General features: G+C 63.7%; 26 protein-coding genes. 11 read left to right on the top strand and 15 right to left on the bottom strand.

Going from position 1 to position 25,209, the window contains the following annotated elements:
• Window positions 1-28: 28 nt before the first annotated feature.
• The 4 genes from N8H22_RS19310 to N8H22_RS19325 are packed head-to-tail and all read right to left on the bottom strand — an operon-like array spanning window position 29 to window position 3,774.
• The gene (locus tag N8H22_RS19310; protein WP_264592109.1) at window positions 29-1,984 is read right to left on the bottom strand and encodes a LapD/MoxY N-terminal periplasmic domain-containing protein; all 1,956 of its coding nucleotides are present in this window, start codon (window positions 1,982-1,984) and stop codon (window positions 29-31) included.
• 8 nt (window positions 1,985-1,992) lie between these two features.
• The gene (lapG, locus tag N8H22_RS19315) at window positions 1,993-2,706 is read right to left on the bottom strand and encodes a cysteine protease LapG (RefSeq protein ID WP_264592110.1); all 714 of its coding nucleotides are present in this window, start codon (window positions 2,704-2,706) and stop codon (window positions 1,993-1,995) included.
• A 44-nt stretch (window positions 2,707-2,750) separates the two neighbouring features.
• Window positions 2,751-3,170, bottom strand: a complete 420-nt coding sequence (locus N8H22_RS19320) for a YbaN family protein (RefSeq protein ID WP_264592111.1) — start codon at window positions 3,168-3,170, stop codon at window positions 2,751-2,753.
• A gap of 16 nt (window positions 3,171-3,186) precedes the next feature.
• Window positions 3,187-3,774, bottom strand: a complete 588-nt coding sequence (locus N8H22_RS19325; protein WP_264592112.1) for a YecA family protein — start codon at window positions 3,772-3,774, stop codon at window positions 3,187-3,189.
• Window positions 3,775-3,974: 200 nt separating this feature from the next.
• On the opposite strand from N8H22_RS19325, the gene recQ reads away from it, so the two are divergent.
• Both recQ and N8H22_RS19335 read left to right on the top strand, forming a co-directional pair.
• Window positions 3,975-6,098: a DNA helicase RecQ gene (gene recQ, locus N8H22_RS19330; RefSeq protein ID WP_264592113.1), complete on the top strand. Its 2,124-nt coding sequence runs from the start codon at window positions 3,975-3,977 to the stop codon at window positions 6,096-6,098.
• 172 nt (window positions 6,099-6,270) lie between these two features.
• Complete coding sequence (locus N8H22_RS19335) at window positions 6,271-6,702, top strand: MarR family transcriptional regulator (RefSeq protein WP_264592114.1); 432 nt, start codon at window positions 6,271-6,273, stop codon at window positions 6,700-6,702.
• A 95-nt stretch (window positions 6,703-6,797) separates the two neighbouring features.
• Here the strand turns inward: N8H22_RS19335 and N8H22_RS19340 are convergent, their stop codons facing one another.
• Window positions 6,798-8,981, bottom strand: a complete 2,184-nt coding sequence (locus N8H22_RS19340) for a patatin-like phospholipase family protein (protein WP_264592115.1) — start codon at window positions 8,979-8,981, stop codon at window positions 6,798-6,800.
• 72 nt (window positions 8,982-9,053) lie between these two features.
• On the opposite strand from N8H22_RS19340, the gene N8H22_RS19345 reads away from it, so the two are divergent.
• Window positions 9,054-9,338 carry a SelT/SelW/SelH family protein gene (locus N8H22_RS19345; protein ID WP_264592116.1) on the top strand — a complete coding sequence of 95 codons (285 nt, stop codon included), beginning with the start codon at window positions 9,054-9,056 and terminating at the stop codon, window positions 9,336-9,338.
• Between the two features lie 127 nt (window positions 9,339-9,465).
• Here the strand turns inward: N8H22_RS19345 and N8H22_RS19350 are convergent, their stop codons facing one another.
• The 3 genes from N8H22_RS19350 to N8H22_RS19360 all read right to left on the bottom strand — a co-directional run bounded on the left by N8H22_RS19350 (window position 9,466) and on the right by N8H22_RS19360 (window position 12,502).
• Window positions 9,466-10,353, bottom strand: a complete 888-nt coding sequence (locus N8H22_RS19350) for a DMT family transporter (protein WP_264592117.1) — start codon at window positions 10,351-10,353, stop codon at window positions 9,466-9,468.
• Window positions 10,354-10,576: 223 nt separating this feature from the next.
• Window positions 10,577-11,965, bottom strand: a complete 1,389-nt coding sequence (locus N8H22_RS19355; protein WP_264592118.1) for an adenylate/guanylate cyclase domain-containing protein — start codon at window positions 11,963-11,965, stop codon at window positions 10,577-10,579.
• Window positions 11,966-12,184: 219 nt separating this feature from the next.
• Window positions 12,185-12,502 (bottom strand): Mpo1-like protein, encoded by a 318-nt coding sequence (locus N8H22_RS19360; RefSeq protein ID WP_264592119.1) that lies wholly within the window; start codon window positions 12,500-12,502, stop codon window positions 12,185-12,187.
• Window positions 12,503-12,638: 136 nt separating this feature from the next.
• Here N8H22_RS19360 and N8H22_RS19365 point away from each other — a divergent pair, with 136 nt between their 5' ends.
• Complete coding sequence (locus tag N8H22_RS19365; RefSeq protein WP_264592120.1) at window positions 12,639-13,640, top strand: AraC family transcriptional regulator; 1,002 nt, start codon at window positions 12,639-12,641, stop codon at window positions 13,638-13,640.
• A gap of 96 nt (window positions 13,641-13,736) precedes the next feature.
• Window positions 13,737-14,672 carry a DUF808 domain-containing protein gene (locus N8H22_RS19370; protein WP_264592121.1) on the top strand — a complete coding sequence of 312 codons (936 nt, stop codon included), beginning with the start codon at window positions 13,737-13,739 and terminating at the stop codon, window positions 14,670-14,672.
• Here N8H22_RS19370 and N8H22_RS19375 read toward each other — a convergent pair whose 3' ends face one another.
• Complete coding sequence (locus N8H22_RS19375) at window positions 14,673-16,124, bottom strand: TrkH family potassium uptake protein (protein ID WP_264592122.1); 1,452 nt, start codon at window positions 16,122-16,124, stop codon at window positions 14,673-14,675. It abuts the gene before it with no gap.
• A gap of 178 nt (window positions 16,125-16,302) precedes the next feature.
• Here N8H22_RS19375 and N8H22_RS19380 point away from each other — a divergent pair, with 178 nt between their 5' ends.
• Together N8H22_RS19380 and N8H22_RS19385 are read left to right on the top strand one after the other, a co-directional pair.
• Window positions 16,303-16,674: a YkgJ family cysteine cluster protein gene (locus N8H22_RS19380; protein ID WP_264592123.1), complete on the top strand. Its 372-nt coding sequence runs from the start codon at window positions 16,303-16,305 to the stop codon at window positions 16,672-16,674.
• Window positions 16,675-16,749: 75 nt separating this feature from the next.
• Window positions 16,750-17,313, top strand: coding sequence for an NAD(P)H nitroreductase (locus tag N8H22_RS19385; RefSeq protein ID WP_264592124.1), 564 nt, complete (start codon window positions 16,750-16,752; stop codon window positions 17,311-17,313).
• On the opposite strand, the gene N8H22_RS19390 is transcribed toward N8H22_RS19385, so the two are convergent.
• From N8H22_RS19390 to N8H22_RS19415, 6 genes are all read right to left on the bottom strand, one after another.
• Window positions 17,310-18,638: a HAMP domain-containing sensor histidine kinase gene (locus N8H22_RS19390; protein WP_264592125.1), complete on the bottom strand. Its 1,329-nt coding sequence runs from the start codon at window positions 18,636-18,638 to the stop codon at window positions 17,310-17,312. The genes N8H22_RS19385 and N8H22_RS19390 overlap by 4 nt on opposite strands.
• 67 nt (window positions 18,639-18,705) lie before the next feature.
• A complete protein-coding gene (locus N8H22_RS19395; RefSeq protein WP_264592126.1) occupies window positions 18,706-19,128 on the bottom strand; it encodes a Spy/CpxP family protein refolding chaperone in 423 nt (140 codons plus the stop codon).
• A gap of 148 nt (window positions 19,129-19,276) precedes the next feature.
• The gene (locus tag N8H22_RS19400; protein WP_264592127.1) at window positions 19,277-19,954 is read right to left on the bottom strand and encodes a response regulator transcription factor; all 678 of its coding nucleotides are present in this window, start codon (window positions 19,952-19,954) and stop codon (window positions 19,277-19,279) included.
• A gap of 9 nt (window positions 19,955-19,963) precedes the next feature.
• A complete protein-coding gene (locus tag N8H22_RS19405; RefSeq protein WP_264592128.1) occupies window positions 19,964-20,317 on the bottom strand; it encodes a hypothetical protein in 354 nt (117 codons plus the stop codon).
• 67 nt (window positions 20,318-20,384) lie between these two features.
• Window positions 20,385-20,684 (bottom strand): YciI family protein, encoded by a 300-nt coding sequence (locus N8H22_RS19410; protein WP_264592129.1) that lies wholly within the window; start codon window positions 20,682-20,684, stop codon window positions 20,385-20,387.
• Window positions 20,685-20,686: 2 nt separating this feature from the next.
• Window positions 20,687-21,274 (bottom strand): septation protein A, encoded by a 588-nt coding sequence (locus N8H22_RS19415; protein WP_264592130.1) that lies wholly within the window; start codon window positions 21,272-21,274, stop codon window positions 20,687-20,689.
• A gap of 308 nt (window positions 21,275-21,582) precedes the next feature.
• On the opposite strand from N8H22_RS19415, the gene N8H22_RS19420 reads away from it, so the two are divergent.
• From N8H22_RS19420 to N8H22_RS19435, 4 genes are read left to right on the top strand one after another with little or no spacing between them, the layout of a single operon-like run.
• Complete coding sequence (locus N8H22_RS19420) at window positions 21,583-22,449, top strand: PHP domain-containing protein (protein ID WP_264592131.1); 867 nt, start codon at window positions 21,583-21,585, stop codon at window positions 22,447-22,449.
• 13 nt (window positions 22,450-22,462) lie between these two features.
• Window positions 22,463-23,086, top strand: a complete 624-nt coding sequence (locus N8H22_RS19425) for an L-threonylcarbamoyladenylate synthase (RefSeq protein WP_264592132.1) — start codon at window positions 22,463-22,465, stop codon at window positions 23,084-23,086.
• A gap of 44 nt (window positions 23,087-23,130) precedes the next feature.
• Entirely contained in the window at window positions 23,131-24,345 is a 1,215-nt protein-coding gene (locus N8H22_RS19430; protein WP_264592133.1) for a tryptophan--tRNA ligase, read from the top strand.
• A 38-nt stretch (window positions 24,346-24,383) separates the two neighbouring features.
• Window positions 24,384-25,208, top strand: a complete 825-nt coding sequence (locus N8H22_RS19435) for a ScpA family protein (RefSeq protein WP_264592134.1) — start codon at window positions 24,384-24,386, stop codon at window positions 25,206-25,208.
• Window position 25,209: the final 1 nt, after the last annotated feature.

Consider the following 25,209-nt stretch of genomic DNA (forward strand, 5'->3'; position numbering starts at 1 on the left):
GCGGCAAGGCTGGCTCCATCGGTGCCAATCAGTATCCCGATTGCTCCGGCCACGGGTGTGGCACGCCCACGGCATGCCCCATGACACCATGCACGCCCAGCGCCGCTAGCGTTATGCGCTCCTCCTCGGTCTCGACCATCTCGGCAATCAGCGGCAAGTCGATGCTGTGGGTGGTTCGGTTAATCGCCTCGATGAACAAACGCTTGTCCTCGTCCCGCTCAATGCCGCGGACATAGGTCCCGTCGATCTTCAGATAGACCAACCCCAGGTGCGCCAGGTTGGCGAGTTTGCTGAAATCGCCGCCGAAGTGCTGCAGACCGACATGGGCGCCCGTCGCGCGTAGCATCTGGCTGCATTGTTGCAGGACGGTGGCTGCGGGCAGATGACGCGCGTCCAGCTCCAGGTACAGGCAACTGGCCTGTTCGCGGTTGTTGCGTAGCAACTGGACGATTCGTCCAAGGCTGAGGGCGTCCCGCAGCGTCGTGCTGGAAAGGCTGATAGCCAGCGCTGCCGGGGTAATCCGCAGATGCTCGATGGCACGCTCGAGCATCACCAGGTCGAAGCGTGCCGACCAACCCAGTCGTTCGACCCATGGCAGGAAGCTGCCGGCCGTAAGGATTTCGCCATTGGCGATCGGTAGGCGTGCCAGCAACTTGTGATGAAGCTGCTGGCTCGGGCTGGAGGCCAGCACCACGGGTTGCACGAAGATGGCCAGAGTGCGCCGTTCAAGTGCTTCATCGAGGAGCTGATACCAGCCGTGTTCACTGTGTACGACAGGGGCCTGGTGACTGAATTCGTGCCAGTTCGGCGCACTGTCGCTCTGCGCCAACGCCAACGCCTGATCGGCTCGTTCCAGTACTTCACCGGGTGTGTCGCCGACACGGAATTCGGTTAAACCGATGTGGGCGACGGGTTCGCTGTCGCTCGCGCCGGTGGGGCGCAGGGTTTCCAGATCGACGCTCAGCGTTTCGGCGAGCTGGCTGGCTTCCGCTTCGTGCAGTCCCGGGGCGAGCAGGACGAAGTCGCTACCGCGGCTGCGGCCGGCCAGCCAGTTGGGGTGTCCACGTTCGCTTTTGACGCGCTTGAGCAGTTCGCCAATCGCCATGATCAACTGGTCGCTGTGCTGGCTGCCGAGTCGCTGGTTGAGCCCGTTCAGGTCATGGATACGCAGTAGCAGCAGGTAGCCGGTGCCATGATGCTCTGCGGGCGCAAGCTGGGTTGCCAGACGCTGGTCCAGCAAGCGGCGGTTGGCCAGGCCGGTCAGCTCGTCCTGATAGGCCTGTTGATGAAGTTGTTCGCTGCGTGCCGCTTCCTCGGCGAAGAGCATCTGCAACTTGGCGACCATCTGGTTCATTGCCTGCACCACGCGGCGCAGTTCTGGCGTTCGCGGCAACTCGGGCAAGGCGACGAATTCGCGCTGGGTAATGGCATGTGCCTGCTCGACCATGCGATCCAGCGGTCTAAGCTGGCGACGCAGCAGCCAGCCACCGAGCAGGGCGCTGACCAGTCCGCAGCCGAGCAGCCAGTAGAGTGTGGCAATGGTGCTGTCCCAGACCTTGGCCAGAGCGAACTCTGGATGGCTGATCACTTCCACCCGCGCCGCCTGTTCCCAGCCGCGCATGATCAGCGCGTCGCCGCCTTGGGCTGGCAGGTTGACCAGCCGGGCGAACCAGGCCGGCACCTGCTCGCTGGCGATGTTGCTGGTGCGTTCGATGATCGCGTTGCCGTCGTCGAGCGAGACGACGCGGATGCTGCTGAAATAACCGCTGTCGAAGATCGAGTTGACCATGAGTTCGAGCATGACCGGGTCGTCGACGTGCGGCGTCATCGACAGCGCTAGTGCGGTGGCCGCGTCCTGAGCGTGAGAGCGAAGCTGGCTGATCGACTGTTCGCGGGAATGTTCGACGCTGGCGATGAAGCTACCCGCGAAAGCCACCACCAGAAACAGGCAGATGGCGAGAAACAGCTGCTTGAGTAACGACATACTTCCCCCTAGCCCTCACCTACAACAAATCCTTCGGCCCGCATCCTGAGCAGGACGTCCTGCCAGCGTGACAGCCTTTTGCTATCTCCGCTACGTTTGCCGCCACCGGCACCCGGTACGTACAGTCCTTCAGCATTGAAGGCGTAAACCGGCAGAAGATCCTGGCGCTGCGAGGCGGGGCGGATGGCGCCGTCGATGTTATCCAGCACCAGCGGATCGGCGGTGGGCGTCGCGTAGTAGGTCAGCACCATGTGCGCCTGATTCAGCCGCAGCGCCTTGACGTAGGTGATACGCAGCCTGTCGCTCGGCACGCCTAGCCGGCGCAGCGTGAAGTACTTGGCCAATGCGTAGTCTTCGCAGTCACCCGCGCCGCGGATCAGCGATTCCACGGGCGTGGCCCAGTAGTCGTCCTGTTCCCAGACCCAGACATCGTCACTGAAGCGGATGTGCCGATTGAAGAAGCGATTGACTTCGGCCAACTGCTGCAGCTCGGGGAGCTCACCACTCTGCTGCAGTAATGCTTGCCAGGCTTCGATTCGCGGAAGCGCATCGTCGAGCGCGCCGTAGCGTTTTTCGAGGCTGCGGTAGATGCGTTCGAAGTCCCACGGCTGCCAGCTCGCCGAGCGGGCCAGGCTCCATATCGGGGTGCTCAGCAAGACGAGCACGAGGAACATCACCAGCGGGCGGTGGCGGCTTGCAGGACCAGGCTGCAAAGGCTGCATTGGCTGCTCTCCATAGCGAATCCGGCCGAGTGGCAGGATCGTGCTCACTGGCGTGGTTTGGCTTGGACCGTGCGCAGGGTTTTCTGTTTGATGATGTACAGCGTGACCAAGGCCGCGCTGAGCAGCATGCCGATCCGCGCCCAGAGGATTGGCACCAGCCAGCAAGAAATACCGATGCTCACCCACATGGTGAGGATGGTGTAGGCCTTGCCTTTGAGCGGGATGCCGTTGCCTTCCAGGTAATCGCGGAACCAGGGACCTAGCCGCGGATGCTCGACCAGCCAGACATAAAAGCGCTCCGAGCTGCGTACAAAACAGGCGGCAGCGAGCAGCATGAAGGGCGTGGTGGGCAGCACCGGCAGGAAGATGCCGATCACCCCTAGTGTTACCGCAAGCCAGCCGATCGTCAGCAGCACGTAGCGCACCATGGGATTGCGGTGCTGCTGAATATCGCGGTGCGCCACGGCGGCTACCCAGTTATCAGTGGCGGCGCGGCTTGAGCAGCGCCGGCTTTTCCTCGGGGGCGTGGCAGATCAGATAAAGGGCGGTGAGCAGTTCCGGAATCTGCGCGACCATTTCATCTACCAGCTCGGGACTGTCGGCGATCTCGGCGAACTCCGGCTGCTCGTCGAACAGGCCGGAGCCGACCATGATGGGCAGCAGCAGCTCGCTGACTTCCTCTTCGGAGTCCTCGAACCAGACCTCTTCGCGCATGAATACGCCTTCCATGAAGCCGATGCACCAGCCGCGCAGGTCGGATTCATCCGGCTCCTCGCCCAAGTCCAGCTCGCAGGGCAATTCCATGTCTTCGTCGCTGGCCAGCTGCCGGGCAATATGCGCCTTGAGCTGAATCAGCGTCGCCTCGATGGCTTCGCGCTCGGTATCGTCCTTGTACTTCGGTGGTTCGGAGAACAGGGCGTCGATCCACTCGCGCTCCGGCACCTGTTCGGAGCAGATGCACAGCGCCGTCAGGTAGCCATGTGCGGCGATGTAATCCAACGCCTCTTCATGCAAGTCATCGGCATCCAGAAAAACTTGCAGGCGGGTGAGTTGCTCGGCGAAAGACATCGGGAACTACCTTGGGGGGGAAGACAAGCGGGATTCTAGACGAGGCGCGGGATGCAAGCTACTTCGGCGGCCACATGCGACGATAAACCCGGCGCGCCGGGTGGCTCGTGAATCGGCCGAGGGACGCCGAAGGCCGACCGCTGCGTCCTGAACTCTGGCGACTGCTCGCGTATACTGCGCGCCTTGTTTCGGAGACCGGCATGCTCGACCAGGCACAGCGCATCCTCAAAGACGTATTCGGTTACGACGCGTTTCGCGGCAACCAGGGCGCGATCATCGAGCGGGTAGCCAGTGGCGGCGATGCGCTGGTACTGATGCCGACTGGTGGCGGCAAGTCGCTGTGCTATCAGGTGCCTGCGTTGCTGCGCGAGGGGCTGGCGGTCGTGGTGTCGCCGCTGATCGCGCTGATGGACGATCAGGTCGCGACACTGGACGAACTGGGTATCTCGGCGGTGGCGCTCAACTCAACGCTGAGCGCCGAGGAACAACGCGACATTGCTGAACGCATCCGTCGCAACGAGATCAAGCTGCTCTACCTGGCGCCCGAGCGCCTGGTGCAGCCGCGCATGCTGGCGTTCCTGCAGCGTCTGCAGATCGGTTTGTTCGCCATCGACGAGGCGCATTGCGTATCGCAGTGGGGCCACGATTTCCGTCCCGAGTACCTCCAGCTCGGCCAGCTTGCCGAGTATTTCCCGCAGGTGCCGCGCATCGCCCTGACCGCCACGGCGGACAAGCGCACCCGCGAGGAGATCGTCCAGCGACTGCATCTGGAAAATGCCGAGCGTTTTCTCTCCAGCTTCGACCGCCCCAACATCTTCTATCGCATCGTGCCGAAGGAGCAGCCGCGCAAGCAGTTGCTCGGTTTTCTCGCCGAGCGCCGTGGCGATGCCGGTATCGTCTATTGCATGTCGCGCAAGAAGGTCGATGACATGGCCGCCTTCCTGACCGAGCAGGGCTTCCCGGCGCTGCCCTATCATGCCGGCCTGCCCAACGACCTGCGCGCCTATCATCAGAAGCGCTTCCTCAACGAGGAAGGGCTGATCATGGTGGCGACCATCGCCTTCGGCATGGGCATCGACAAGCCCAACGTGCGCTTCGTCGCTCACCTGGACCTGCCCAAGTCGCTCGAGGCCTATTACCAGGAGACCGGGCGAGCAGGGCGCGATGGCCTGCCGGCGGATGCCTGGATGGCCTACGGCCTGCAGGACGTGATCTTCCTCAAGCAGATGCTCAACAACTCCGAGGGCGACGAGCGTCACAAGCGGGTCGAGCAGCACAAGCTCGATGCCATGCTGGCGCTGTGCGAGGAAACACGTTGCCGGCGCCAGGTGCTGCTGGCCTATTTCGATGAGGAGTTGCCGCAGCCTTGCGGGCATTGCGACAACTGTGTCGACGGCGTGCAGACCTGGGATGCCACCGAGCCGGCCCGCCAAGCGCTCTCGGCGATCTACCGCAGCGGTCAGCGCTATGGCGTCGGCCACCTGGTGGACGTTCTGCTCGGTCGTGACAACGACAAGGTACGCAGCCTCGGTCATCAGCATCTTTCGGTGTTCGGCGTCGGCAAGGGCCTTGCCGAAGGCGACTGGCGCTCGCTGTTCCGCCAACTGGTGGCGCGTGGCCTGGTCGATGTCGATCTGGAAGGCTTCGGTGGTTTGCGGCTGAGCGACCGCTGTCGACCGCTGTTGCGCGGCGAGGTCAGCCTGGAGTTGCGCCGGGAGCTGGCGAGCAAGGCGTCGAAACCGACCGCCAGTGCCGCCAGCCAGCTGGTGCGCAGCGAGGAGCGCGACACCTGGGAGGCCCTGCGTGCGTTGCGGCGCCGGCTGGCGGAGGAGCATGGCGTGCCGCCGTATGTGATTTTCCCGGATGCCACCTTGCTGGAAATGTTGCGCAGCAGCCCGCGGTCGCTGTCGGACATGGCACGGGTCAGTGGCGTCGGCGCTCGGAAACTCGAACGCTACGGCGAAGCTTTCCTTGAGGTGCTGCAGGGCACCGCGGTGGCTGTGAAGTCGCCCAGTGATCTGCGCCACGAACTGGTAACCCTCGCGCGCGCCGGCATGACGCCGGCGCAGATCGCTCGCCAGCTCGATTGCAGCGAGAAGAACGTGTACGCGCTGCTTGCCGAGGCGATCGGCCAGCAGCAGCTGAGCCTTGAGCAGGCACTGGACTTGCCGGAGGCGCTGCTTGGGGAAATCCAGGAAGCCTTTCTTGATGGCGAGGGTGAGCTGCCATCGGTGGCCGAGATCGCCGCACAATTCACCGGCCGGGTGCCGGAGTCGGTGCTGTACTGCGTGCGCGCGGCGCTGCAGGCCGAATTCGAGTTGTAACCAACTGCGTCGTGTCGCAGCGCCATTGCCTGCCGCGGTGCCCGGTACCGTGGCGGGTATGGGTCGCTGCGGCGCGCTGCGGGTGCGGGTTGCTCGCCCTTGGTAGGCTTGCCTGCACACAGAAGCTGTGATTAGCTCGCTAATAATTAGTTTTTGCAGGAATGCAAGTTTCATGTACGCCGAGCAACATCGCTTCGCCATGCAGTTGGCGCAACTCTCGCGTGGCTGGCGCGCCGAACTGGATCGGCGGCTGGCCGATCTTGGGTTATCGCAAGCCCGCTGGCTGGTGCTCCTGCACCTGGCCCGGTTCGATCACGCACCGACGCAGCGGGAACTGGCACAGAGCGTTGCAGTGGAAGGACCGACGCTGGCCCGCCTGCTCGACAGTCTCGAAGCTCAGGGCCTGGTCCATCGACAGGCTTCTCTGGAGGATCGACGGGCCAAACGTATCTCGCTCGGCGCTCCGGCGCTGCCGCTGATCGAACGCATCGAAGCGATTTCGACACAGGTGCGCGAGGAGCTATTCGCCGGCATTCCCGAGGAAGATCTGCGCAAATGCCAGCAGGTGCATGCGCGCATTCTCGCCAACCTGAACAAGGGCTGAAGGCAGCCAGCGGCCTTCAGGCTATTCGGGATTAGCCAGCCTCGATGCGCAGGGTTCCGGTACTGCGCTGCGATTTCCAGCTGTCGCGCCGGTCGCTAGAAGCTGCGACCAAGATTCAGGTACAGCGCCTGCTCGTCCTCGTCGTTGGTGCCGTAGCCTAGATTCAGTGGTCCCAGCGGCGTGTCGTAGCCGACGAATATGCTCGCGGCGTTGATATAACCGCTGTCGAACTCGTTGTCGTTGTTCCAGGCACGTCCGCGCTCCAGCGAGGCGCCGAGGTACAGCGGGAAATCCAGCGGCAGGAACCCGCGCGGCGTCATACGGCGGTAGTACACCACCCGGCCGAGGCTGATGTTCTGCCCGGACAGGGCGTCCTGGCGGAAGCCCGAGAGTTGGCGCGCGCCGCCAAGCAGGTAGCTCGAGGTCACCACTTCGGTGTCATCGAGGGTGCGCCCGTAACGTCCGCCCAGCACCCAGGTGTTTGGCCCATGGCTGAGCGCCTTGTCCAAGTGAATGTTCCATTGCCGGTAGCGCTGGTCCGAGCCGAGCCCCGGGGTGTACTGGCGTAGCGTCAGGCCCAGGTCTTCGCCCACGTGGGGAAAGTCGACGTCGTCCAGCGTGTCGAACGAATACTGCAGCTCGTAGTAGCCCTCACTGAAGCTGAAGTCGGGCAGGTCGCGCTCGCCGACGCGCACGTCCGCCTCGCCCCACGCCTGACCGACCCCGAAGCGGATTTCGCCGTTGTTGGCGATCTGCCGGCCCAGATTCAGACCGTAGCCATAGCGGCGCAGGCGGTATTCGGCGATGGGGTCGTGCTCGAGGATCGCTTCGACGTTCTGTGCCTCGAGAAAGGCGTTGGGCGCGACGAACCAGCGTGAGCCGGCGTCCAGCGGCTGGTAGAACTCGCTGAACAGCTCCTGACGGTCGCCCAGTTGCAGGCGAGTGAGCCATTCGGCGCCCAGTTCGTTGATGCCGTTCTTGCGGTAGCTGGCGCCGATGTTAAAGGCACTGTCGCCCTGGAAATCATCCGACAGGTTCAGTCCCAGGCGCAGGTAGTCGGTACCGGAGCGTTTCTCGCGGGTCCTGATCACCAGGGTGTTGCCTAGCTTGCCATGGGCCACGCGGTATTCGACGCGGTCGAAGTAGTCCAGGCCGTACAGTGTGCCCATGTCCTTCTGCAGGTCAGACAGGTCCAGCGGTTCGCCCAGGCGCTGACGGATATGTCGGCGGATCACTGCGTCACCGACCTTGGAGTCGTTTTCGATGCGGATCGCCGTGATCAGCGGAGTGCGCGGGTCGCTCGAGCGCGCCAGACTCAGTGCCGGATTGCCGCCGGCGCTGGCGGCCAGTTCGAGCATGCGCCCCTCATGCGCCTTGGTGGCGCGGTAGCCGGCATCGATCAGCTGCTGCGCGCTGCCGAAGTCGGTGGAGCCGTAGGCCGCCAGCGGTGGCTGGATCAGCAGGTCTTCGGGACGCAGGGTGGCCAGCTGTTCCTCGGAATTACGCCGGGTCATCATGGTAATCGACTGGTTGAGCACATCGATCACCGTGAGCAGCTGGTCTCTTGGTTTCAGCGGGGTGCCGATATCGACCACGATCAGCCGGTCCACGCCCATGTCACGCGCGACGTCCATGGGAATGTTGTCGACCATGCCGCCATCCACCAGCAGCCGGCCCTCGACTTCCACGGGCGCGAATACCGCCGGGATCGACATGCTGGCACGGATGACTTGCGGCAAGTGGCCGCTGCGGAAGATCACCTTCTCGTCGTTGGCGATGTCGGTGGCTACCGCGCGAAAGGGGATCGGCAGTTGGTCGAAGTCGCGCGTGTCGCTGGCATGGACCAGTAGGCGCTCGAGCAGCAACGCAAGGTTCTGGCCCTGGATCACGCCGAGCGGCAGGCCCAGGCTGCCATCGTCGCGGAAGCTGAGCTTGCGCTTGACCAGAAAGTCGCGATCGTCCTGTTTGCGACGAAACGGTACATCCCGGCGCGCTGGGTCGTCGGACAGCACCTCTTGCCAATTCAACGTCAGCGCCAGCTTCTCCAGTTCCGGCACCGTGTAACCGGCGGCGTATAGCCCACCAATGACGGCGCCCATGCTGGTGCCGGCCACCGCATCGATGCGTACGCCCTGTTCCTCGAGCGCCTTGAGTACGCCGATATGGGCCAGGCCACGGGCGGCCCCTCCGGACAGCACCAGCCCCGTCTTCGGTGATGACGCGTCGGCAAGACCGCTCAGGGGCAGGCAGAACAACAGGGCAAGCAGCAGGCGACGCATGGCAGATCCGGAGGGTGAGGGAGCAAGGGCCGCTATTATAGGCCGCTCCCATTACCAGTCAGAGTCGCCGCCATGCCCGTCAGCAAACCGGAAATCGTCATCGTCTATTGCACCCAGTGTCAGTGGCTGCTGCGCGCCGCCTGGCTCGCCCAGGAACTGCTCTCGACCTTTGCCGATGATCTCGGCTGCGTGTCTTTGGTACCGGGCACCGGCGGCGTGTTCTGCATCACCTGTGACGGTGAGCAGATCTGGGAACGCAAGCTCGACGGTGGCTTCCCGGAGGCCAAAGAGCTCAAGCAACGGGTGCGTGACCATATCGACCCGACCCGCGACCTCGGACACAACGAGCGGCGCTGAAGGCTTTGCCAAACCCGGGGCCGGCGGCAGCTTGACGCCGCACGCCCGATAGTTGCTGCGCCGAGTCGATGCCTGCCGCCGCGCGTTACAGACCTGTCTCACCACTGGACGCGGCTACAGCGTCAACTCAGCGGGGCCTGGCCGATGGTGTCGTTGCGGCGACCGCTTCGCTCTTCAGTCGGCTGGCAATGATGCTGGCGAGGATGATCAGAACGCCGCCGGCCAGCATTCGCAGCGTCGGTTGCTCGCTGAACAGCCACCAGGCGATGGCGATGCCATAGACCGGCTCTAGAGCAAAGATCACCGAGGTAGTGCGCGCCTTGAGTACTCGCAGGCTGGCGACGAACAGGCTGTGGGCGAGGCCGGTACAGAGCACGCCGAGCAGCGCCAGCCACAGCCAATCCTGCGCAGGAATCGCGGGAATGCTGGACCAGGCGAACGGCAGCAGACCGACGAGGATCGCCAGGTTCTGCCACAGCGCGGCTTGCACCGCATCGATTCCGCGAGTGACGGCGCGGTTGAGCAGCGACAGCAGTGCAAACAACAGCCCCGAAAGTATCCCGTAGAGCAGTCCGGTGGTCGGCGCACTGGCTGCGTCGAAGCTCGGCGTCACCAGCAGTAGACCCAGGCAGACCAGTCCAACCATGGTGTACTCGATCAGGCGCGTGCGTTCGCGGAAGAGGAGGCCCTCCAGTAGCAGCGTAAATGCCGGGAAGCTGGCGAACCCCAGCGTGGCGATGCCGACGCCGGCGACTTTTACCGCAATGAAGAATGTCAGCCAGTGCGCCCCCAGCAGCATGCCGCCGACCATCAGGCCGCAACGCCGGCGCCAGTCGGGGCGTGCGCCGCTGCTCGGCAGGAGTAGCGCGACTATAAGCAGGGCGAGCACGGCGAACAGCGCACGACCGAAGGTGATTGTCAGCGGCGAGCTCTCGGCAAGTTTCCCGAGCACTCCGGAAAGGCCGAACATCAGCGCGCCGAGATGGATGGCTAGCAAAGCGTTGCGTGGCGTCATGCGGTGCGATCGGCCGGGCTCAGACTGAAAGGGTGTTGCGGGGCAAGCATGCGGTTACCTGGGCATCTATGGTTGGCGATCATGCTCGGACCGCAGAGAAGCGGTCTTTGCGTCAGCCCAGCCTTGGTGTGCTACCTGTCGAATTTCGAAAGCGTGCAATCATGCAAACGATCGTCGCCGGATCGAGCGCGGGATCTGTCCTGCGTCCGGCTAGCCGACGAGGTCAGAGAATGACCTTGTCGCGCAGCTTCTCCGCGGCCTGCTGCAAGGCCTGAATGACCCGTTCCTTGTCGAAGTTCTGCACGCCGTTGGTGTCCAGGTACATGGAGAAACCCGGCAGTTCGGCTTCGACGAAGCTGCAGGTGGCGCCCAGATCGCGGCGGAAATCGACTACCTGATAGATCTGCACCGGGCGAGAGAAGCCCTTGACGGCGATCTGACCCTTGTCGCGGCACATGATCACGTCTTTGACCAGCGAGTAGGTCTCGTGGGAGATCAAGATCTCGCTGGCCTCGGCCGCGCTTTCCAGCCGGCTGGCAAGGTTCACTTCGCGTCCGATGATGGTGTAGTCCATGCGGGTATCGGCGCCGAAGTTGCCGACGGTGCAATAACCGGTATTGACCCCCATGCGAATCTCCATCGGCTTGGTGATGCCCTGCGCACGCCACTGCTGGCGCAGCACTTTCATATGCTTGCGCATGGCGATGGCCATCGACACGGCGGCCACCGCATCCTTCTTGGCGCCCTGGCTGGACGGATCGCCGAAGAACACCATGACGCAATCGCCTACGAACTTGTCGATGGTGCCACCGTACTTCAGGGCGATCTTCGACATCTCGTTGAGGTAGTTGTTGAGCAGGTCGGTCAGCGCTTCGGCTTCGAGCTCTTCGGACAGTTCGGTAAAACCCTTGATGTCGGAGAAAAACACCGAGAGTTTCTTGCGCTGGGTTTCCAGGCGCACGCTGCGCTTGCCGGAGAAGATCGATTCCCATACTTGCGGGGACAGGTACTTGGCCAGGTTACGCGCCAGTCGGGCGGCTTTGGCTTGTTCCGCTTCGACGTCGCGGCGCGCCTGCGCCAGGCGCAAACCCTGCTGGTGCACGAAGTAAGCCGTGGCGCAGACATACAGCGAGGTGAACAGAATGCTCGCCAGCGAAACCAGCGGTGGTGTGGCGCCTCTGAACTCGAGCGGTACTACCAGGCTGCACAGACCGATACCGACCGCCACGCCAAGCAATGCCAGTAGCAGGTGGCGCAGGCTGCCGATGACCAGCGCGCTGAAACAGAGTGTCAGCAGGAACATCAGGCTCGGCACCACGGCGAAGCCGAACAGGACGATGCTGCAGCCGGCATTGAAAGCATCCAGACTGAGTAGTACCTGCGAGGTACGCTGCGGATGGTCGCGCTTGAAACGGTACCCCAGGTGATAGGCGACGTGCGGATAGAGCAGTGCGTAGGGCACCATCCATAACAGGTCGAGGGAAAAGAACTGGGTGTAGGTTCCTGCCGCGAGAGTAGCGGCACCGGCCAGGTAGGCGAGCACGCGGGAGTAGTAATCGCGCAAGGTGCGGTTGGCCAGGCCGTTGCGGCGCTCAACCATGGCGGAAGTCATGTGTGCTTACGATCCCTGATAATGGTCGACGCCTTTTCTATGCGCCTTGCTGACTGAAGCGCCCCTTCGCCGGACTCTTGACGGTCCTTGTGGGCGGCTATACCCCGCGCCGCGATTGGCTCGCGCGCGCTCCGGGCCGGCTGATCATAACCAAGCGTTGCCTCGCCGCCAAATCGTAGACGGTAAAAACTTCATACACCCGTTGCATGGCCTGTCCGGTCAGAGCGGGAGGCGGCCTGTGAGCATTTCCTTGAACATCACCCAGTCACCGAGAAAGCTGTACAGCGGGTAGCGAAAGGTCGCCGGCCGGTTCTTCTCGAAGACGAAGTGGCCGATCCAGGCGAAGCCGTAGCCCACCACTGGCAAGGCGAGCAGCCACAGCCATTGCTGGCTGAACAGCACATAGGCGAGGATCGCCAGCACCAGCGAACTGCCGATGAAGTGCAGTCGACGACAGGTGCGGTTGCGGTGCTCCTGCAGATAGAACGGATAGAACTCGGCAAAGTAGCTGAAACGGGCGGCGGTTTGCGTGCGCATGGCGTACCTCCTGTTGTTTTGGTTGCGGCAGTCTAGAAGCGCTGCACTTGCCGGCCAGTGACCGTGAGTGCCAGTTTAGTAGCCTTGGGTGCGGCGGCCTGCTGCACCGGTAAAAGTAGGTCATGGACGGAGCAGCATGAATCAACGCACCACATCCTCGAGCTGGGCGCAGGCGATCGTTCGAGCGATGGAAGTCGATGGCGTCGATTGCGCGGCGCTGTTCGCGGAATTGGGGTTGGACTACGCCGCGCTGAGCGACGCGGATGCGCGTTTCGCCCAGGACGACATGACCCGTCTGTGGCTGCGCGCGGTCGAGTTGTCCGGCAATCCGGCGATCGGTCTGAACCTCGCGCGGGTGCTGCATCCCGGCGCGACGCATGTGGTCGGTTATGCGCTGATGTCCAGCCGTACTTTGAAAGAAGGGCTGCAGCGGCTGGTGCGCTATCAGCGCATCATCGCGGAGGGCGCCGATCTGGATTTCCAGCCCTGCGCGCAGGGTTTCGCGCTGACTCTGACGATCCACGGCGACCGTCTGCCGCCAGCCCGGCAGAGTAGCGAGGCGTCGCTGGCCGGCTGCCTGACATTCTGTCGCTGGCTGAGCGGCAAACCGTTGCAACCGCTGGAAGTGTGCTTCCAGGGTGCTGCCCCGGCCGATCTGGAGCCCTATCGTCTGCAGTTCCAGGCGCCGTTGCGCTTCGAGGCGCGGCAGTACGCTCTGGTGTTTGCCCGCGCCGATCTGGAAACGATATTGCCCACCGCCAACGATGCGCTGGCACAGTTGCATGATCGTTTCGCTGGCGAGTACCTGGCGCGTTTCTCGGGCAGTCGGGTGACGCATCAGGCTCGTCAGGTGCTCTGCCGGCTGCTGCCGCAAGGTGAGCCGCGGCGTGAAGCGGTCGCTCAGGCGCTGCACTTGTCGCAACGCACGCTGCAGCGGCGATTGCAGGAGGAGGGCGGCAGCTTCCAGCAACTGCTGGACGACACCCGTCGCGAGCTGGCCAGTCAGTATCTGGCGCAACCGAATCTCGCTCTGCTGGAGATCGCGTATCTGCTGGGATTTGCCGAACCGAGCAATTTCTATCGGGCGTTCAAACGCTGGTACTCGATCACGCCAGGCGAATTCCGGGCGCGCTTGTGAGCGCGCGCGAGGAACCTGTCGGGGCGAAGTCGCCCTAAACTATCGTGGCGCGATCATGCGCGCCTATTTTTCCTTCCCGATAAACAGGATGTTCAATTGGCTACCAGCTTGCTTGCCCTGATCGACGATATCGCGACGGTTCTGGACGATGTGTCCGTCATGACCAAGGTCGCTGCCAAGAAGACCGCTGGTGTGCTCGGCGATGATCTGGCGCTCAATGCCCAGCAGGTCAGTGGCGTGAAGGCTGACCGCGAGTTGCCGGTCGTTTGGGCGGTATGCAAGGGCTCGTTGAAGAACAAGCTGATCCTGGTGCCGGCAGCTCTGCTGATCAGCGCCTTCATCCCCTGGGCGATCACGCCGCTGCTGATGCTCGGCGGCGCGTTTCTCTGCTACGAAGGTTTCGAGAAGCTGGCGCATCGCTTCCTGCATGACGACTCGGCCGAACATGCACAAACTGTCAAGGCACTGGCTGATCCGACGGTGGACATGGTGGCGTTCGAGAAGGACAAGATCCGCGGTGCGATCCGGACGGACTTCATTCTGTCGGCGGAGATCATCGCCATTACCTTGGGCAGCGTGGCAAATGCCACCTTCGCGCAACAGGTGATGGTGTTGGCCGGCATCGCCATCGTGATGACGATCGGGGTCTATGGGCTGGTCGCCGGAATCGTCAAGCTCGATGACCTGGGGCTGGCGTTGAACAAGGCAGCGAGCAAAGCCGCACAGAGCATCGGTCGCGGCATCCTGTGGCTGGCACCATGGCTGATGAAATCGCTGTCAGTCGTTGGAACCGCCGCGATGTTCATGGTCGGCGGCGGCATCCTCACCCATGGTTTCGGCACGGTGCACCACTGGATCGAGAACAGCGCCGAGCAGACGCTGGGGCTGCCGTATGTCGGTGCGGTGCTGGGTGGACTATTGCCGACGCTGCTCGATGCCGCCTTCGGTATCGTCGCCGGTGGGGTGGTCCTGGCCGTGCTGACCCTGGGCGGTCGCCTGTTCGGCAAGCGCCAGGGCGACGCGCAGTCCTGATCAGTGGCGCCAGAATGCCGGGGTCAGCACCACCAGCACGGTGATGATCTCCAGACGGCCCAGCAGCATGCCGATCGATAGCAGCCACTTCGCGGCATCCGGCAGCGGGCCGAAGTTGCCGGCCGGGCCGATGATCGCCCCGAGCCCCGGCCCGACATTACACACCGCCGAGGCGGCCCCGGTCAGCGCGGTGATCAGGTCTAGTCCAAGGAATGCCAGGCACAGCGCCAGCACGCCGATGGTCATGGTGATGAAGAACGAGAAGGTCAGGATCGAACGGACGATTTCCTCGTCCAGATTGTGGCCGTTGTATTGCTGGCGAATCACCGCGCGCGGGTGGATGAGCTGCTTCAGGTTGGCGCGCAACAATTCGTAAGCGACCTGGAAGCGGAACATCTTCAGCCCCCCCGAGGTGGAGCCGGAGCAGCCGCCGATGAACGTAAGGTAGAAGAACACCATGACGGCGAAGCCGCCCCATTGGCTGTAGTCACCCACGGCGAAGCCGGTGGTGGTGACCACGGATACGACGTTGAAGGTGACGATGCGCAGCGCGTCCAGCCAGTAGGCATCGTGGCTCAGCCAGTACCAGCCGCTGAACAGCACACTGGTGGCCACCAGCATCATCACGAAACCACGTACCTGTTGATCCCTGACCAGCGCCATGCGGTGTCCACGCAGCGTGGCCACGTACAGGGTGAATGGCAGGCTGCCCAGCAGCATGAAGAACATCGCCACCCAATGTGATGCCGGACTGAACTTGCCCATCGAGGCGTCGGAGGTGGAGAAGCCGCCGGTGGAGACGGTGGACATCGCGTGATTGATTGAGTCGAACAGATTCATCCCCGACAGCCAGAACGCCAGCACGGCACTCAGGGTGAACCCCACGTAGATGGCGATCAGGTACTGCCCGGCGATGTGCGAACGCGGCACGACTTTCTCCGACCAGTCCGACGACTCCGTCTGGAACAGACGCATGCCGCCGACCCTCAGCAACGGCAGGATCGCCACGGCCATGCCGATGAAGCCGATGCCGCCCAGCCAGTGCAGCAGCGAGCGCCACATCAGCAGGCCGGGTGAGGCACTGTCGAGGCCCGAAAGCACGGTGGCACCGGTGGTGGTGATGCCCGACATGGTTTCGAAGAAGGCGTCGGTGTAGCTGATGTGCTGGGTCAGCATCATCGGCAATGCGGCGTAACAGCAGACGATCAGCCAGCTCATGGTGGTCAGGAAGTACATGTCGCGCGGGCGCAGCTTGGCATTGGTCGGCCGGCCCGGCGCGATCAGGGCGATGCCACAGCCGCCGGTGATCAGGCTGGCCCAGATAAACGCCTGCAAGTCGTCGGTGCGCTCGAAGGTCAGCAACGTAAGCATCGGGACGACCATGGCGACCGCCAGGGTGATGAGAAATATGCCGAGAATGAAGCCGATGATGCGCAGCGTCGGTAAAGCCATTGAGTGGGTGCTCGGCAGGGAAAAAATAGGGCGACATTCTACCTGCGCCGGGGCGCTCGTAAACCGCCTGTGCGATGCCTCTGGCGAGGCGTGTGGAGCCTCTTCACAAGGGCGTGGCGATCAATAGAATAGCCGCCCGGGGCGCCGGCCCATTCCGGCTTTTTCGTGTGCTGCTTCCATGTCCGTCGACAATCCCTGTCTCGCGTGCGGCGCTTGCTGCGCGCATTTTCGTGTGTCGTTTTTCTGGGGCGAATGTGCCTCGTCCGGCGGGGTCGTTCCCGACCATCTGGTCGTTCAGGTCAGTCCTCACCACGTGGCGATGCTCGGTACCGAGGCCAAGCCCGCCCGCTGTGTTGGATTGCTCGGCGACGTTGGTTGCAGGGTGCGCTGCACGCTGTACGAGCAGCGTTCCAGTACCTGCCGCGAGTTCGAGGCGGCCTGGAGCAATGGCGAGCCCAACGCGCATTGCGATGCGGCGCGTGCCGCACATGGCCTGCCGCCGCTGGTGCCGCCGTTGCAGCCCCAGCTTTCGCCGGATCGCGTCGCCTGACGTGTTTCCCACGCTGCGCTTGCCCCAGGAGCGCCGCCGCCCTCTAGAATGTCCGCCTCATTCTGGAGGTAGTGGATGGACGCTCTCGACCTGTTGCTCAACCGTGTATCCGTCACCCGTTTGTGCGATCCAGCGCCCGATGCCGCGCAGCTCGATCTGTTGTTCCGTGCGGCACTGCGCGCACCGGATCATGCGCAGCTCAGACCCTGGCGCTTTCTGACCGTTGCCGGGGAGGCACGTGAACAGCTTGGCGAACTGTTCGCCACGGCTCTGCTGGCACGCGAACCGGACTCTACGGCAGAAGCCTTGCAGAAGGCGCGCAACATGCCCTTGCGGGCACCGCTGCTGGTGGTGGTGATTGCCCGGCTGCAGGCGCATCCAAAGGTGCCGGAGAGTGAGCAGCTGCTCGCGGCGGGCTGCGCGGCACACGGCCTGCTCCTCGCTGCGCACGCCCAGGGTATCGGCGCGGTGTGGCGTACCGGCGACTTCGCCTATGATCCAACGGTCTCTTCGGGGCTCGGCTTGAGCGCGCAGGAACGTGTGTTGGGTTTCCTCTACCTCGGCACCCCTGAGGGTCGGGTGCGCACCGCGCCAGTGCTCGACCCTGCGGACTTTGTCAGCGCCTGGGCCGCGCGCTAGGCCGTCGGTGCCAGGGGCAGGCGCAGGCTGGCTATGAAGCCGCCGGCGGGGTGATTGCTCAGTTGCAGCTGCCCGCCATGCCGCTCCGCCGCGCGTCGCGCGATCGCCAGTCCCAGCCCATGTCCCGCGGCCGTCTGTCCGGGGGCACGGAAGAACGGTTCGCTCAACTGTGACAGATGCGCCGCATCCACTCCGGGGCCGTGATCGCGCACGCTGAGCGTCAGCCAGCCGTCTGCCTGCGTGGCCTGCAGTTCGATCGGCTGTCCCGCGGGGTTGAAGCGCAGCGCATTGCGCAACAGGTTGTCCAACGCACGTTCGAGCATATCGGGCCAGCCGCTCAGCGAAATGCCCGGTTCGACTTGGCTGTCGATGTGCTGGGCGGGGGCGATGATGCGTGCGTTGTCCTTCAGCTGCTCAAACATCATCGGCAGATCGACCGCCACCGCCGCCCCCGGTTCGGCATCCAGGCGCGCCAGCTCCAGCACTTCGCCGATCAGCGCTTCCAGGCGATCGCATTCCTTGGTCAGGCGTGGCCAGATCGCCTCGCGTTCGGCGGGTGTGGCACGTTCGGCCAGGGCGAGAGCGATGCGCAGACGGGCCAGCGGCGAGCGCAGTTCATGGGATACATCGCGCAGCAGCTGGCGCTGGCTGCCGATGAGGCTTTGCAGGCGCGCACCCATGCGGTTGAAGTCGCTGGCAAGAACGCCCAGTTCATCGCGGCGCTTGGCCAGACGCGCCAGCGAATGCTGCTGGTAGGCGGTCTGCCCGAGGTCGTGTACGGCACTGCGCAAGCGGTCCAGCGGGCGGGTGATCGACAGGGTCAGCAGCAGACTGAAACCACTTAGTACCACCAAGGCGATCGCCAGGGCGCTGAGCGGCCAGAACAGACTGCCGCGATGCCAGGCCTGCAGCTCCGGATGCGGAATGCGATAGATGAACAGGTAGGTGTCGCCGCTGGTCGGGCTGGTGTAGTCCGCAGTCAGGCGGCGCCAGGGCAATGAACGGTCGCGGTCCCGCTGGCGCGCTTCGAAGGCGGCCGCGCGCGCCGGAAAAGTGCCGCGGATGATCGGTTGGCCATTCTCCGCCAGCACCTGCACGTCGATGTGCGTGCGATGGCGATGCTGTTCCAGCAGGCGTTGCGCGGCGATGGCGCCTTGCTGCTCGTATACCGCGGTCCAGGTTTCGGCGAGGCCCTTGACCGCAGGATGGCGGCTGAGGATCCAGGCGTCCTGGTTCAGGGCGTGGCCCAACAGCATGGCCAGCCCGGCAACCAGCGCGATGGCCAGCCAGAAGGTTGCGAGTATGCGCCAGAACAGTGATCGCACTGGAGTCTCCACGACAAAGCCCGGCCGAAGCTGCAGCTCGGGCCGGGCGGTTGGATGAGTGTGGCGATCAGTTCTTCTGATCGCGCTCAGCTTTCCACTTGAGGAATTCGGCGCGTTCGGCGCGCTTTTCTTCCATTTTTTTCAGGCTTTCGTCGAAGGCCTTCTGCTGCTCGGGCTTGAGCAGGGCGCGCATGCTCTGGTGGGTCTTGTCACGGCCCGCCTGGAGCTCGTCCTGCATGGCCTGGCGTTCGGCTTCCGGCAGTTTGTCCAGATAGCGCTGGGTGACGTCCCGCCGTTGTTGCATCTGCTCGCCCATCAGCTTGCGCATCTCGCGCTGCTGTTCGCGGGTCAGATCCAGTTCCTGGAACATCCGAGGGCCTTGCTTGCCGCCATGCGGGCATGGGCCGCCATCGCGCATTCCGCCCGGCATGGCCATGGCGGCAGCGGGGAGAGTGGTTACGAGCAACAGAGCGATCAGGGATTTGCGCATCTTGGTTTCTCCTGTAGATGAAAACCGGTTCAAGGCTGCCGTGCCGGCTAGGTTGGGCGGCGCTGGCTCATCTGTGACCGGATGAGTTCAGTCTATGGAGTGCAAGGTCAAGCGCGGTCAATGCAGGGTAAAGCCTCGGTAAAGAGGCTCAGCCGGCATAAAGATAGCCACGTCCACGCAGCGCGACGATGCGCGGGCTGCCGTCGGCGTGCGGGCCGAGTTTGCGGCGCAGGTTGCTGACGTGCATGTCCAGGCTGCGGTCGTAGAGTGTCAACCTGCGGCCCAGGGCATGTTGCGCGAGAGCCTGCTTGTCCAGCGGCTCGCCGGGCTGGGCGAGCAGCGCTTCGAGAATGCGTCCCTCGGAGAGGGTCAGGCTGACGTCATGACCGCCAACGCAGGCTACGCCACGCGCCGGGCTGTAGCACAGATCACCGAGCTCCAGTTGGCTCGCAGCGGCGGGTGGCAGGCTGCGGCGCAGCACTGCCCGCAGACGTGCGGTGAGTTCGCGCGGATCGCAGGGTTTGGCGAGGTAGTCGTCGGCGCCCAGTTCGAGGCCGAGAATGCGATCCAGCGGTTCCCCGCGTCCGGACAGCATCAGCACCGGCAGATCGGGGTGTTCGCTGCGCAGCTGCTTGAGCAGCTCCAGACCGCTGCCATCGGGCAACATCACGTCCAGTACCACGGCTGCAGGCTGCTGCGCGGCCAATGCCGCGCGTGCACTCTGGCCGTCGTGACAAGCGCGGGCGACGAAACCCTCCTGGGCGAGCCAGCTGACCAGCAGTTCGCACAGTTCACGGTCGTCGTCGATCAGCAGCAATTCACTCATGCGGGACCATCAGTTCAGCCATTGGCGGCGCCGGCGCCCGCGGGTCACCAGCAGGCCGAGAAGGAAACTCACCACGCCAACACTACCGCCCACCGCGAACCATTTCTGTTCCTCGCTGAGCAGCGGCAGTGGCAGTGGCACCTGGGTTTGCGCCTCCTGCAGCTGCAGTTTGAGGCGCTGGTTCTCCTGGCGCAGGCGGTTGAGCAGCGTCAGGGTCTTGGTATCGATTGCTTCGACGTCGGCGAACGACGCTTCTGGTTCGGCATTCTGCACCGCCGGCGCCTGCTCGGCTGCCTCCTGTGCGCTGACGGACGGCGCGAGCAGACTCAGGGCCAGCAGCAGGGAAAACGGGAAACGACGCATCTGACTACCTTCTCCTTGGCGCCGGCCACGGGACATCCGTGGCCAGACTGGGTCCCTTCTGTTTCGGTCAGGGCAGCACTTTCTTGAAGGGCTTGACCAGTACGTTCACGTACACGCCTGCCGCCTTGTAGGGATCGGCATCGGCCCACTGCTGAGCAGCCTGCAGCGAGTCGAACTCGGCGACCACCAGGCTGCCGGTGAACCCGGCCGGCCCCGGATCGTTGCTGTCGATCGCCGGGTGCGGCCCGGCAAGGACCAGTCGACCTTCTTGCTTGAGTGCTTCCAGACGTGCGAGATGCGCCGGGCGTGCGGCCAGACGGTCCTGCAGAGAATCGGGTGCGTCGGTGGCGATGATGGCGTACAGCATGGTTACTCCTTGGACGGGGCGGGGACCGCCTGCATGTGGCGGACGAGGTAAATGCTCTGGCCGACCATGAACAACAGGGTCAGGCCCAGGCTGCCGAATACCTTGAAATCGACCCAGATGGCCGGGAAGTTAAAGGCGACATAAAGATTGGCGCAGCCGCAAACTAAGAAGAATGCGATCCAAGCGAGGTTCAGGCGTGCCCATTGCGCGCTGGGCAGGCTGACTACGTGGCCTATCAGACGTTCGATCAGCGGTCTGCGGCTGAACAGCTGGCTGCCGGCGAAGGCCAGCGCGAACAGCCAGTTGACGACCGGTGCCTTCCATTTGAGAAAGGTTTCGCTGTGGAATGCCAGCGTGAGGCCACCGAACAGCAGGCAGGCGGCGAGGGTAAGCAGCTGGCCTTTTTCCAGACGTCGCTGCACCAGGAACAGGGTGGAGTAGACCACCAGCGAGCTGAGAATCAGCACCGCAGTGGCGCTGAATATACCGCCGATGCTCAGGCTGTGGCCGGCGATATCGAGAGTCCGCGGCTCAAGCTTGTAGACCAGAAAGAACAGCAGCAGCGGAATGAAGTCGATGAGTTGTTTCACGGTACGGGCCATGAGCCTGGAGTGGCCGGCATAATAGCAAACCGAACTGCCGACGAAACTGATGCGCTGAGGGCCGTGCGATAACCGCCGGACGCCCGCCGAGCGCCGTGTCAGCACCAGGATTTCCGCCGGTTGTCGCACGTCCAGCCCGGCGGACGGGCGGCTGTCGGGTTCAGCTGCAGCCTGGACGAAGCGGTCATTCGCCCTGAGCCGGACCGCGAAGGAGTAAACTCGCGATCTGTTCTGCCGGATCGATGCCTGCGTACGCTCGTCGCTTCCGGTTCCTCCTTTTTTAAAGAGCGCTTTGGATGATTGTTGATCTGCATTGCCACAGTACCGCTTCCGACGGCGTTCTCGCGCCGTCCGTGGTCGTGGAGCGCGCTCACGGACGAGGCGTCCGGTTGCTGGCCCTGACCGACCACGACACCCTTGATGGCCTCGATGAGGCGCGAGCCAGCGCCACGGCGCTGGGCATGGTGCTGGTCAACGGTATCGAGCTTTCGTGCCTGTGGAACGGGGCTACCATTCATGTACTGGGTTATGCGTTTTCCAGCAGCGCACCCGCTCTGCTGCGGGCGATTGCCGAGTTGCATGAGGGTCGCTGGCGCCGCGCGGAACTGATCGCCGAGCGTTTGGCTGCCAAGGGTATGCCCGGCGCGCTCGAAGGCGCGCGCGCCGTGCAACAGGAACTGGGCGACAGCGGCAACGCGCCGGCCAGGCCGCATTTTGCCGAGTTCCTCGTGCGCGCCGGCCACGTGCGAGACCGGGCTGAGGCGTTTCGCAAGTGGCTCGGTTCTGGCAAGTTGGGTGATGTAAAGCAGCATTGGCCAAGTCTCGAACAGACCGTGGCGACGCTGCATGAAGCCGGGGCCTGGATCAGCCTGGCGCATCCCTGGCAGTACGATTTCACCCGCAGCAAACGCCGCCGGCTGGTGGCGGATTTCGTTCAGACAGGTGGCCACGCTCTGGAAGTGGTCAATGGCATGCAGCCGCTCGAGCAGGTCGGCGGGCTGGCGATCCTGGCGCGCGAGTTCGGTCTGATGGCCAGCGTCGGCAGTGATTTTCATGCGCCGGGTGATTGGTCCGAGCTGGGGATGTATCGTGCCTTGCCGGAAGACCTGTCACCGTTATGGGGACGTTTCGATCATGAGTGCCGCGTATCTGCTGCCAGCTGAACAGGGAGTCGTCATGAGTCAGTTTTTCCAGATTCACCCGGAGAATCCGCAGGCGCGGCTGATCAAGCAGGCTGTGGAAATCATCCGCAACGGTGGCGTGGTGGTCTATCCGACCGATTCGAGCTATGCCGTCGGCTGTTCCATCGGCAACAAGTCGGGGATCGAGCGCATTCGCCGGCTGCGCCAGCTGGACGACAAGCACAACTTCACCCTGGCCTGCCGCGACCTGTCGCAGCTCGGGCTATTCGCCAAGGTCGATACGGCGGCGTTCCGCCTGCTCAAGACCCACCTGCCCGGGCCTTACACCATCATCCTTTCGGCCACCCGCGAAGTACCGCGCATGCTGTTGCATCCCAAGCGCCGCACCATCGGCCTGCGCGTGCCGGCGCAGCCGATCGCTCAGGCGCTGCTGGCGGAGCTGGGCGAACCGCTGATGAGCGTCAGCCTGATCCTGCCGGGCGATGAGCTGCCGATGAGCGACCCCTACGAGATGCGCGACGCCCTGGAGCACCAGGTAGACCTGATCATTGATGGCGGTTACGGTGGTGTCGAAGCCTCCACGGTGGTCAGTCTGGTCGACGACGAGCCGCAAGTGCTGCGTGTCGGTTGCGGCGATCCTGCGCCATTCATGGCCTGAGCGACTGCGCTGGTGCGTTTTTCCAACCCGATAAGGACAACCTTTTGAGCTCCATCGATTCACAGCGGCGCGTGGTTTCCGGCATGCGCCCCAGTGGCCGCTTGCACCTGGGCCACTTTCACGGCGTGTTGAAGAACTGGATCAAGCTGCAGCACGAGTACGAATGCTTCTTCTGCATCGTCGACTGGCATGCGTTGACCACCGACTACGAGGCCTCCGGCGAGGTGTCCCAGCATGTGATGGACATGGCTGTGGACTGGTTGGCCGCAGGAGTCAGCCCGAGCTCGGCGACGCTGTTCATCCAGTCGCAGGTGCCCGAACATGCCGAGCTGCATCTGTTGCTGTCGATGATCTGCCCGCTGGGCTGGCTGGAGCGGGTACCGTCCTACAAGGAGCTGCAGCAGCATCTGCAGCACAAGGAACTCGATACCTACGGCTTTCTCGGCTATCCACTGTTGCAAGCGGCCGACATCCTGCTATATCGCGCCGGTCTGGTGCCGGTCGGAGCCGATCAGCTACCGCACATCGAATTCGCCCGTGACATCGCGCGGCGCTTCAACCATCTGTACGGTCGCGAGGCGGATTTCGAGGACAAGGCCGAAGCTGCCATCCGCAAACTGGGCAAGAAGACCGCCAAGCTCTACGTCAGCCTGCGCAAAAGCTATCAGGAGCAGGGCGATGTCGAGGCGCTGAATACCGCACGTGCCATTCTCAAGGAGCAGCAGACCATCACCATCGGTGACCAGGAGCGTCTGTACGGCTACCTGGAGGGTTGCGGAAAACTGCTGCTGCCCGAACCGCAGGCGCTGCTCGGCGAGCTGCCGAAGATTTCCGGACTCGACGGCAGCAAGATGTCCAAGTCGCACAGCAATGCGATCTATCTGCGCGACACGTCCGCCGAGATCGAGGAAAAGATTCGCCGCATGCCCACCGATCCGGCGCGCGTGCATCGGCAGGACCCGGGCGAGCCGACGCGCTGTCCGGTATGGCAGATGCACCTGACGCATTCCGAGGCGGCGGTCTGCGAGTGGGCCGAACAGGGCTGCCGCAGCGCCGGCATTGGTTGCCTGGAGTGCAAGGCGCCGCTGATCGATGCGATCCGTGGCGAGCTGGCACCGTTGCAGGAGCGCGCGCTGGACTACGAACAGAACACCGATCTGGTGCGCAGTATCCTGGCCGACGGCGCCGAGCGTGCCCGCGACGAGGCCCGCGAGACGCTGGTCGAAGTGCGCCAGGCGATGGGACTCGGTTACCGCTGAAGGCCACGCGCGGTCGGACAGCTCCAATGGAGAGGCACATGCAGCAACCCGAGCTCGACAGCCCGCTCGATACCAGCCAGCCCGGCGAGCAGCTGCGGCTGGCGCTGGTCTATGGTGAAGCGGTCACCGAGCTGCCGCTGGACCTGTACATCCCGCCCGATGCGCTGGAAGTGTTCCTCGAAGCTTTCGAGGGACCGTTGGACCTGCTGCTCTACCTGATCCGCAAGCAGAACATCGACATCCTCGACATCCCGGTGGCGGAGATCACCCGCCAGTACATGGGCTATGTCGAACTGATGAAGAGCGTACGCCTCGAACTGGCGGCCGAGTATCTGGTGATGGCGGCCATGCTCGCCGAGATCAAGTCACGCATGCTGCTGCCGCGCTCGGCCGAAGTAGCGGAAGAAGAGGACGATCCGCGTGCCGAACTGATCCGCCGCCTGCAGGAATACGAGCGCTTCAAGGCCGCCGCCGAGGACCTCGACGAGCTGCCTCGTGTCGGTCGCGACCTCTACGTGCCGCGGCTGGATGCCCCGCAAGCCCGTGCGCGCAAGCTGCTGCCGGAGGTCAGTCTGGAGGAACTGCTGGTGTCGATGGCCGAGGTGCTGCGCCGGGCCGACATGTTCGAGAGCCACCAGGTGACGCGCGAGGCGTTGTCCACCCGCGAACGCATGAGCGAGGTGCTTGAGCGCCTCAAGGGCGGCAGCTTCGTCCCGTTCGTCATGCTGTTCAGCGTCGAGGAAGGGCGTCTTGGTGTCGTCGTGACCTTCATGGCGGTGCTCGAGCTCATCAAGGAATCGCTGGTCGAGCTGGTGCAGAATGAGCCCTTCGCGCCGATCCATGTGCGCAGCCGTACCGAATAGA

Origin of the sequence: Stutzerimonas sp. S1 (genome assembly GCF_025966695.1) — a bacterium.
GTDB lineage: Bacteria > Pseudomonadota > Gammaproteobacteria > Pseudomonadales > Pseudomonadaceae > Stutzerimonas.

What these genes read in the sequence shown, in the direction of transcription:
- N8H22_RS19310 (WP_264592109.1), bottom strand. Translation starts at nt 1,984, where the DNA reads ATGTCGTTACTCAAGCAGCTGTTTCTCGCCATCTGCCTGTTTCTGGTG.
- lapG (WP_264592110.1), bottom strand. Translation starts at nt 2,706, where the DNA reads ATGCAGCCTTTGCAGCCTGGTCCTGCAAGCCGCCACCGCCCGCTGGTG.
- N8H22_RS19325 (WP_264592112.1), bottom strand. Translation starts at nt 3,774, where the DNA reads ATGTCTTTCGCCGAGCAACTCACCCGCCTGCAAGTTTTTCTGGATGCC.
- recQ (WP_264592113.1), top strand. Translation starts at nt 3,975, where the DNA reads ATGCTCGACCAGGCACAGCGCATCCTCAAAGACGTATTCGGTTACGAC.
- N8H22_RS19335 (WP_264592114.1), top strand. Translation starts at nt 6,271, where the DNA reads ATGTACGCCGAGCAACATCGCTTCGCCATGCAGTTGGCGCAACTCTCG.
- N8H22_RS19340 (WP_264592115.1), bottom strand. Translation starts at nt 8,981, where the DNA reads ATGCGTCGCCTGCTGCTTGCCCTGTTGTTCTGCCTGCCCCTGAGCGGT.
- N8H22_RS19345 (WP_264592116.1), top strand. Translation starts at nt 9,054, where the DNA reads ATGCCCGTCAGCAAACCGGAAATCGTCATCGTCTATTGCACCCAGTGT.
- N8H22_RS19350 (WP_264592117.1), bottom strand. Translation starts at nt 10,353, where the DNA reads ATGACGCCACGCAACGCTTTGCTAGCCATCCATCTCGGCGCGCTGATG.
- N8H22_RS19355 (WP_264592118.1), bottom strand. Translation starts at nt 11,965, where the DNA reads ATGACTTCCGCCATGGTTGAGCGCCGCAACGGCCTGGCCAACCGCACC.
- N8H22_RS19360 (WP_264592119.1), bottom strand. Translation starts at nt 12,502, where the DNA reads ATGCGCACGCAAACCGCCGCCCGTTTCAGCTACTTTGCCGAGTTCTAT.
- N8H22_RS19365 (WP_264592120.1), top strand. Translation starts at nt 12,639, where the DNA reads ATGAATCAACGCACCACATCCTCGAGCTGGGCGCAGGCGATCGTTCGA.
- N8H22_RS19375 (WP_264592122.1), bottom strand. Translation starts at nt 16,124, where the DNA reads ATGGCTTTACCGACGCTGCGCATCATCGGCTTCATTCTCGGCATATTT.
- N8H22_RS19380 (WP_264592123.1), top strand. Translation starts at nt 16,303, where the DNA reads ATGTCCGTCGACAATCCCTGTCTCGCGTGCGGCGCTTGCTGCGCGCAT.
- N8H22_RS19385 (WP_264592124.1), top strand. Translation starts at nt 16,750, where the DNA reads ATGGACGCTCTCGACCTGTTGCTCAACCGTGTATCCGTCACCCGTTTG.
- N8H22_RS19395 (WP_264592126.1), bottom strand. Translation starts at nt 19,128, where the DNA reads ATGCGCAAATCCCTGATCGCTCTGTTGCTCGTAACCACTCTCCCCGCT.
- N8H22_RS19400 (WP_264592127.1), bottom strand. Translation starts at nt 19,954, where the DNA reads ATGAGTGAATTGCTGCTGATCGACGACGACCGTGAACTGTGCGAACTG.
- N8H22_RS19405 (WP_264592128.1), bottom strand. Translation starts at nt 20,317, where the DNA reads ATGCGTCGTTTCCCGTTTTCCCTGCTGCTGGCCCTGAGTCTGCTCGCG.
- N8H22_RS19410 (WP_264592129.1), bottom strand. Translation starts at nt 20,684, where the DNA reads ATGCTGTACGCCATCATCGCCACCGACGCACCCGATTCTCTGCAGGAC.
- N8H22_RS19420 (WP_264592131.1), top strand. Translation starts at nt 21,583, where the DNA reads ATGATTGTTGATCTGCATTGCCACAGTACCGCTTCCGACGGCGTTCTC.
- N8H22_RS19425 (WP_264592132.1), top strand. Translation starts at nt 22,463, where the DNA reads ATGAGTCAGTTTTTCCAGATTCACCCGGAGAATCCGCAGGCGCGGCTG.
- N8H22_RS19435 (WP_264592134.1), top strand. Translation starts at nt 24,384, where the DNA reads ATGCAGCAACCCGAGCTCGACAGCCCGCTCGATACCAGCCAGCCCGGC.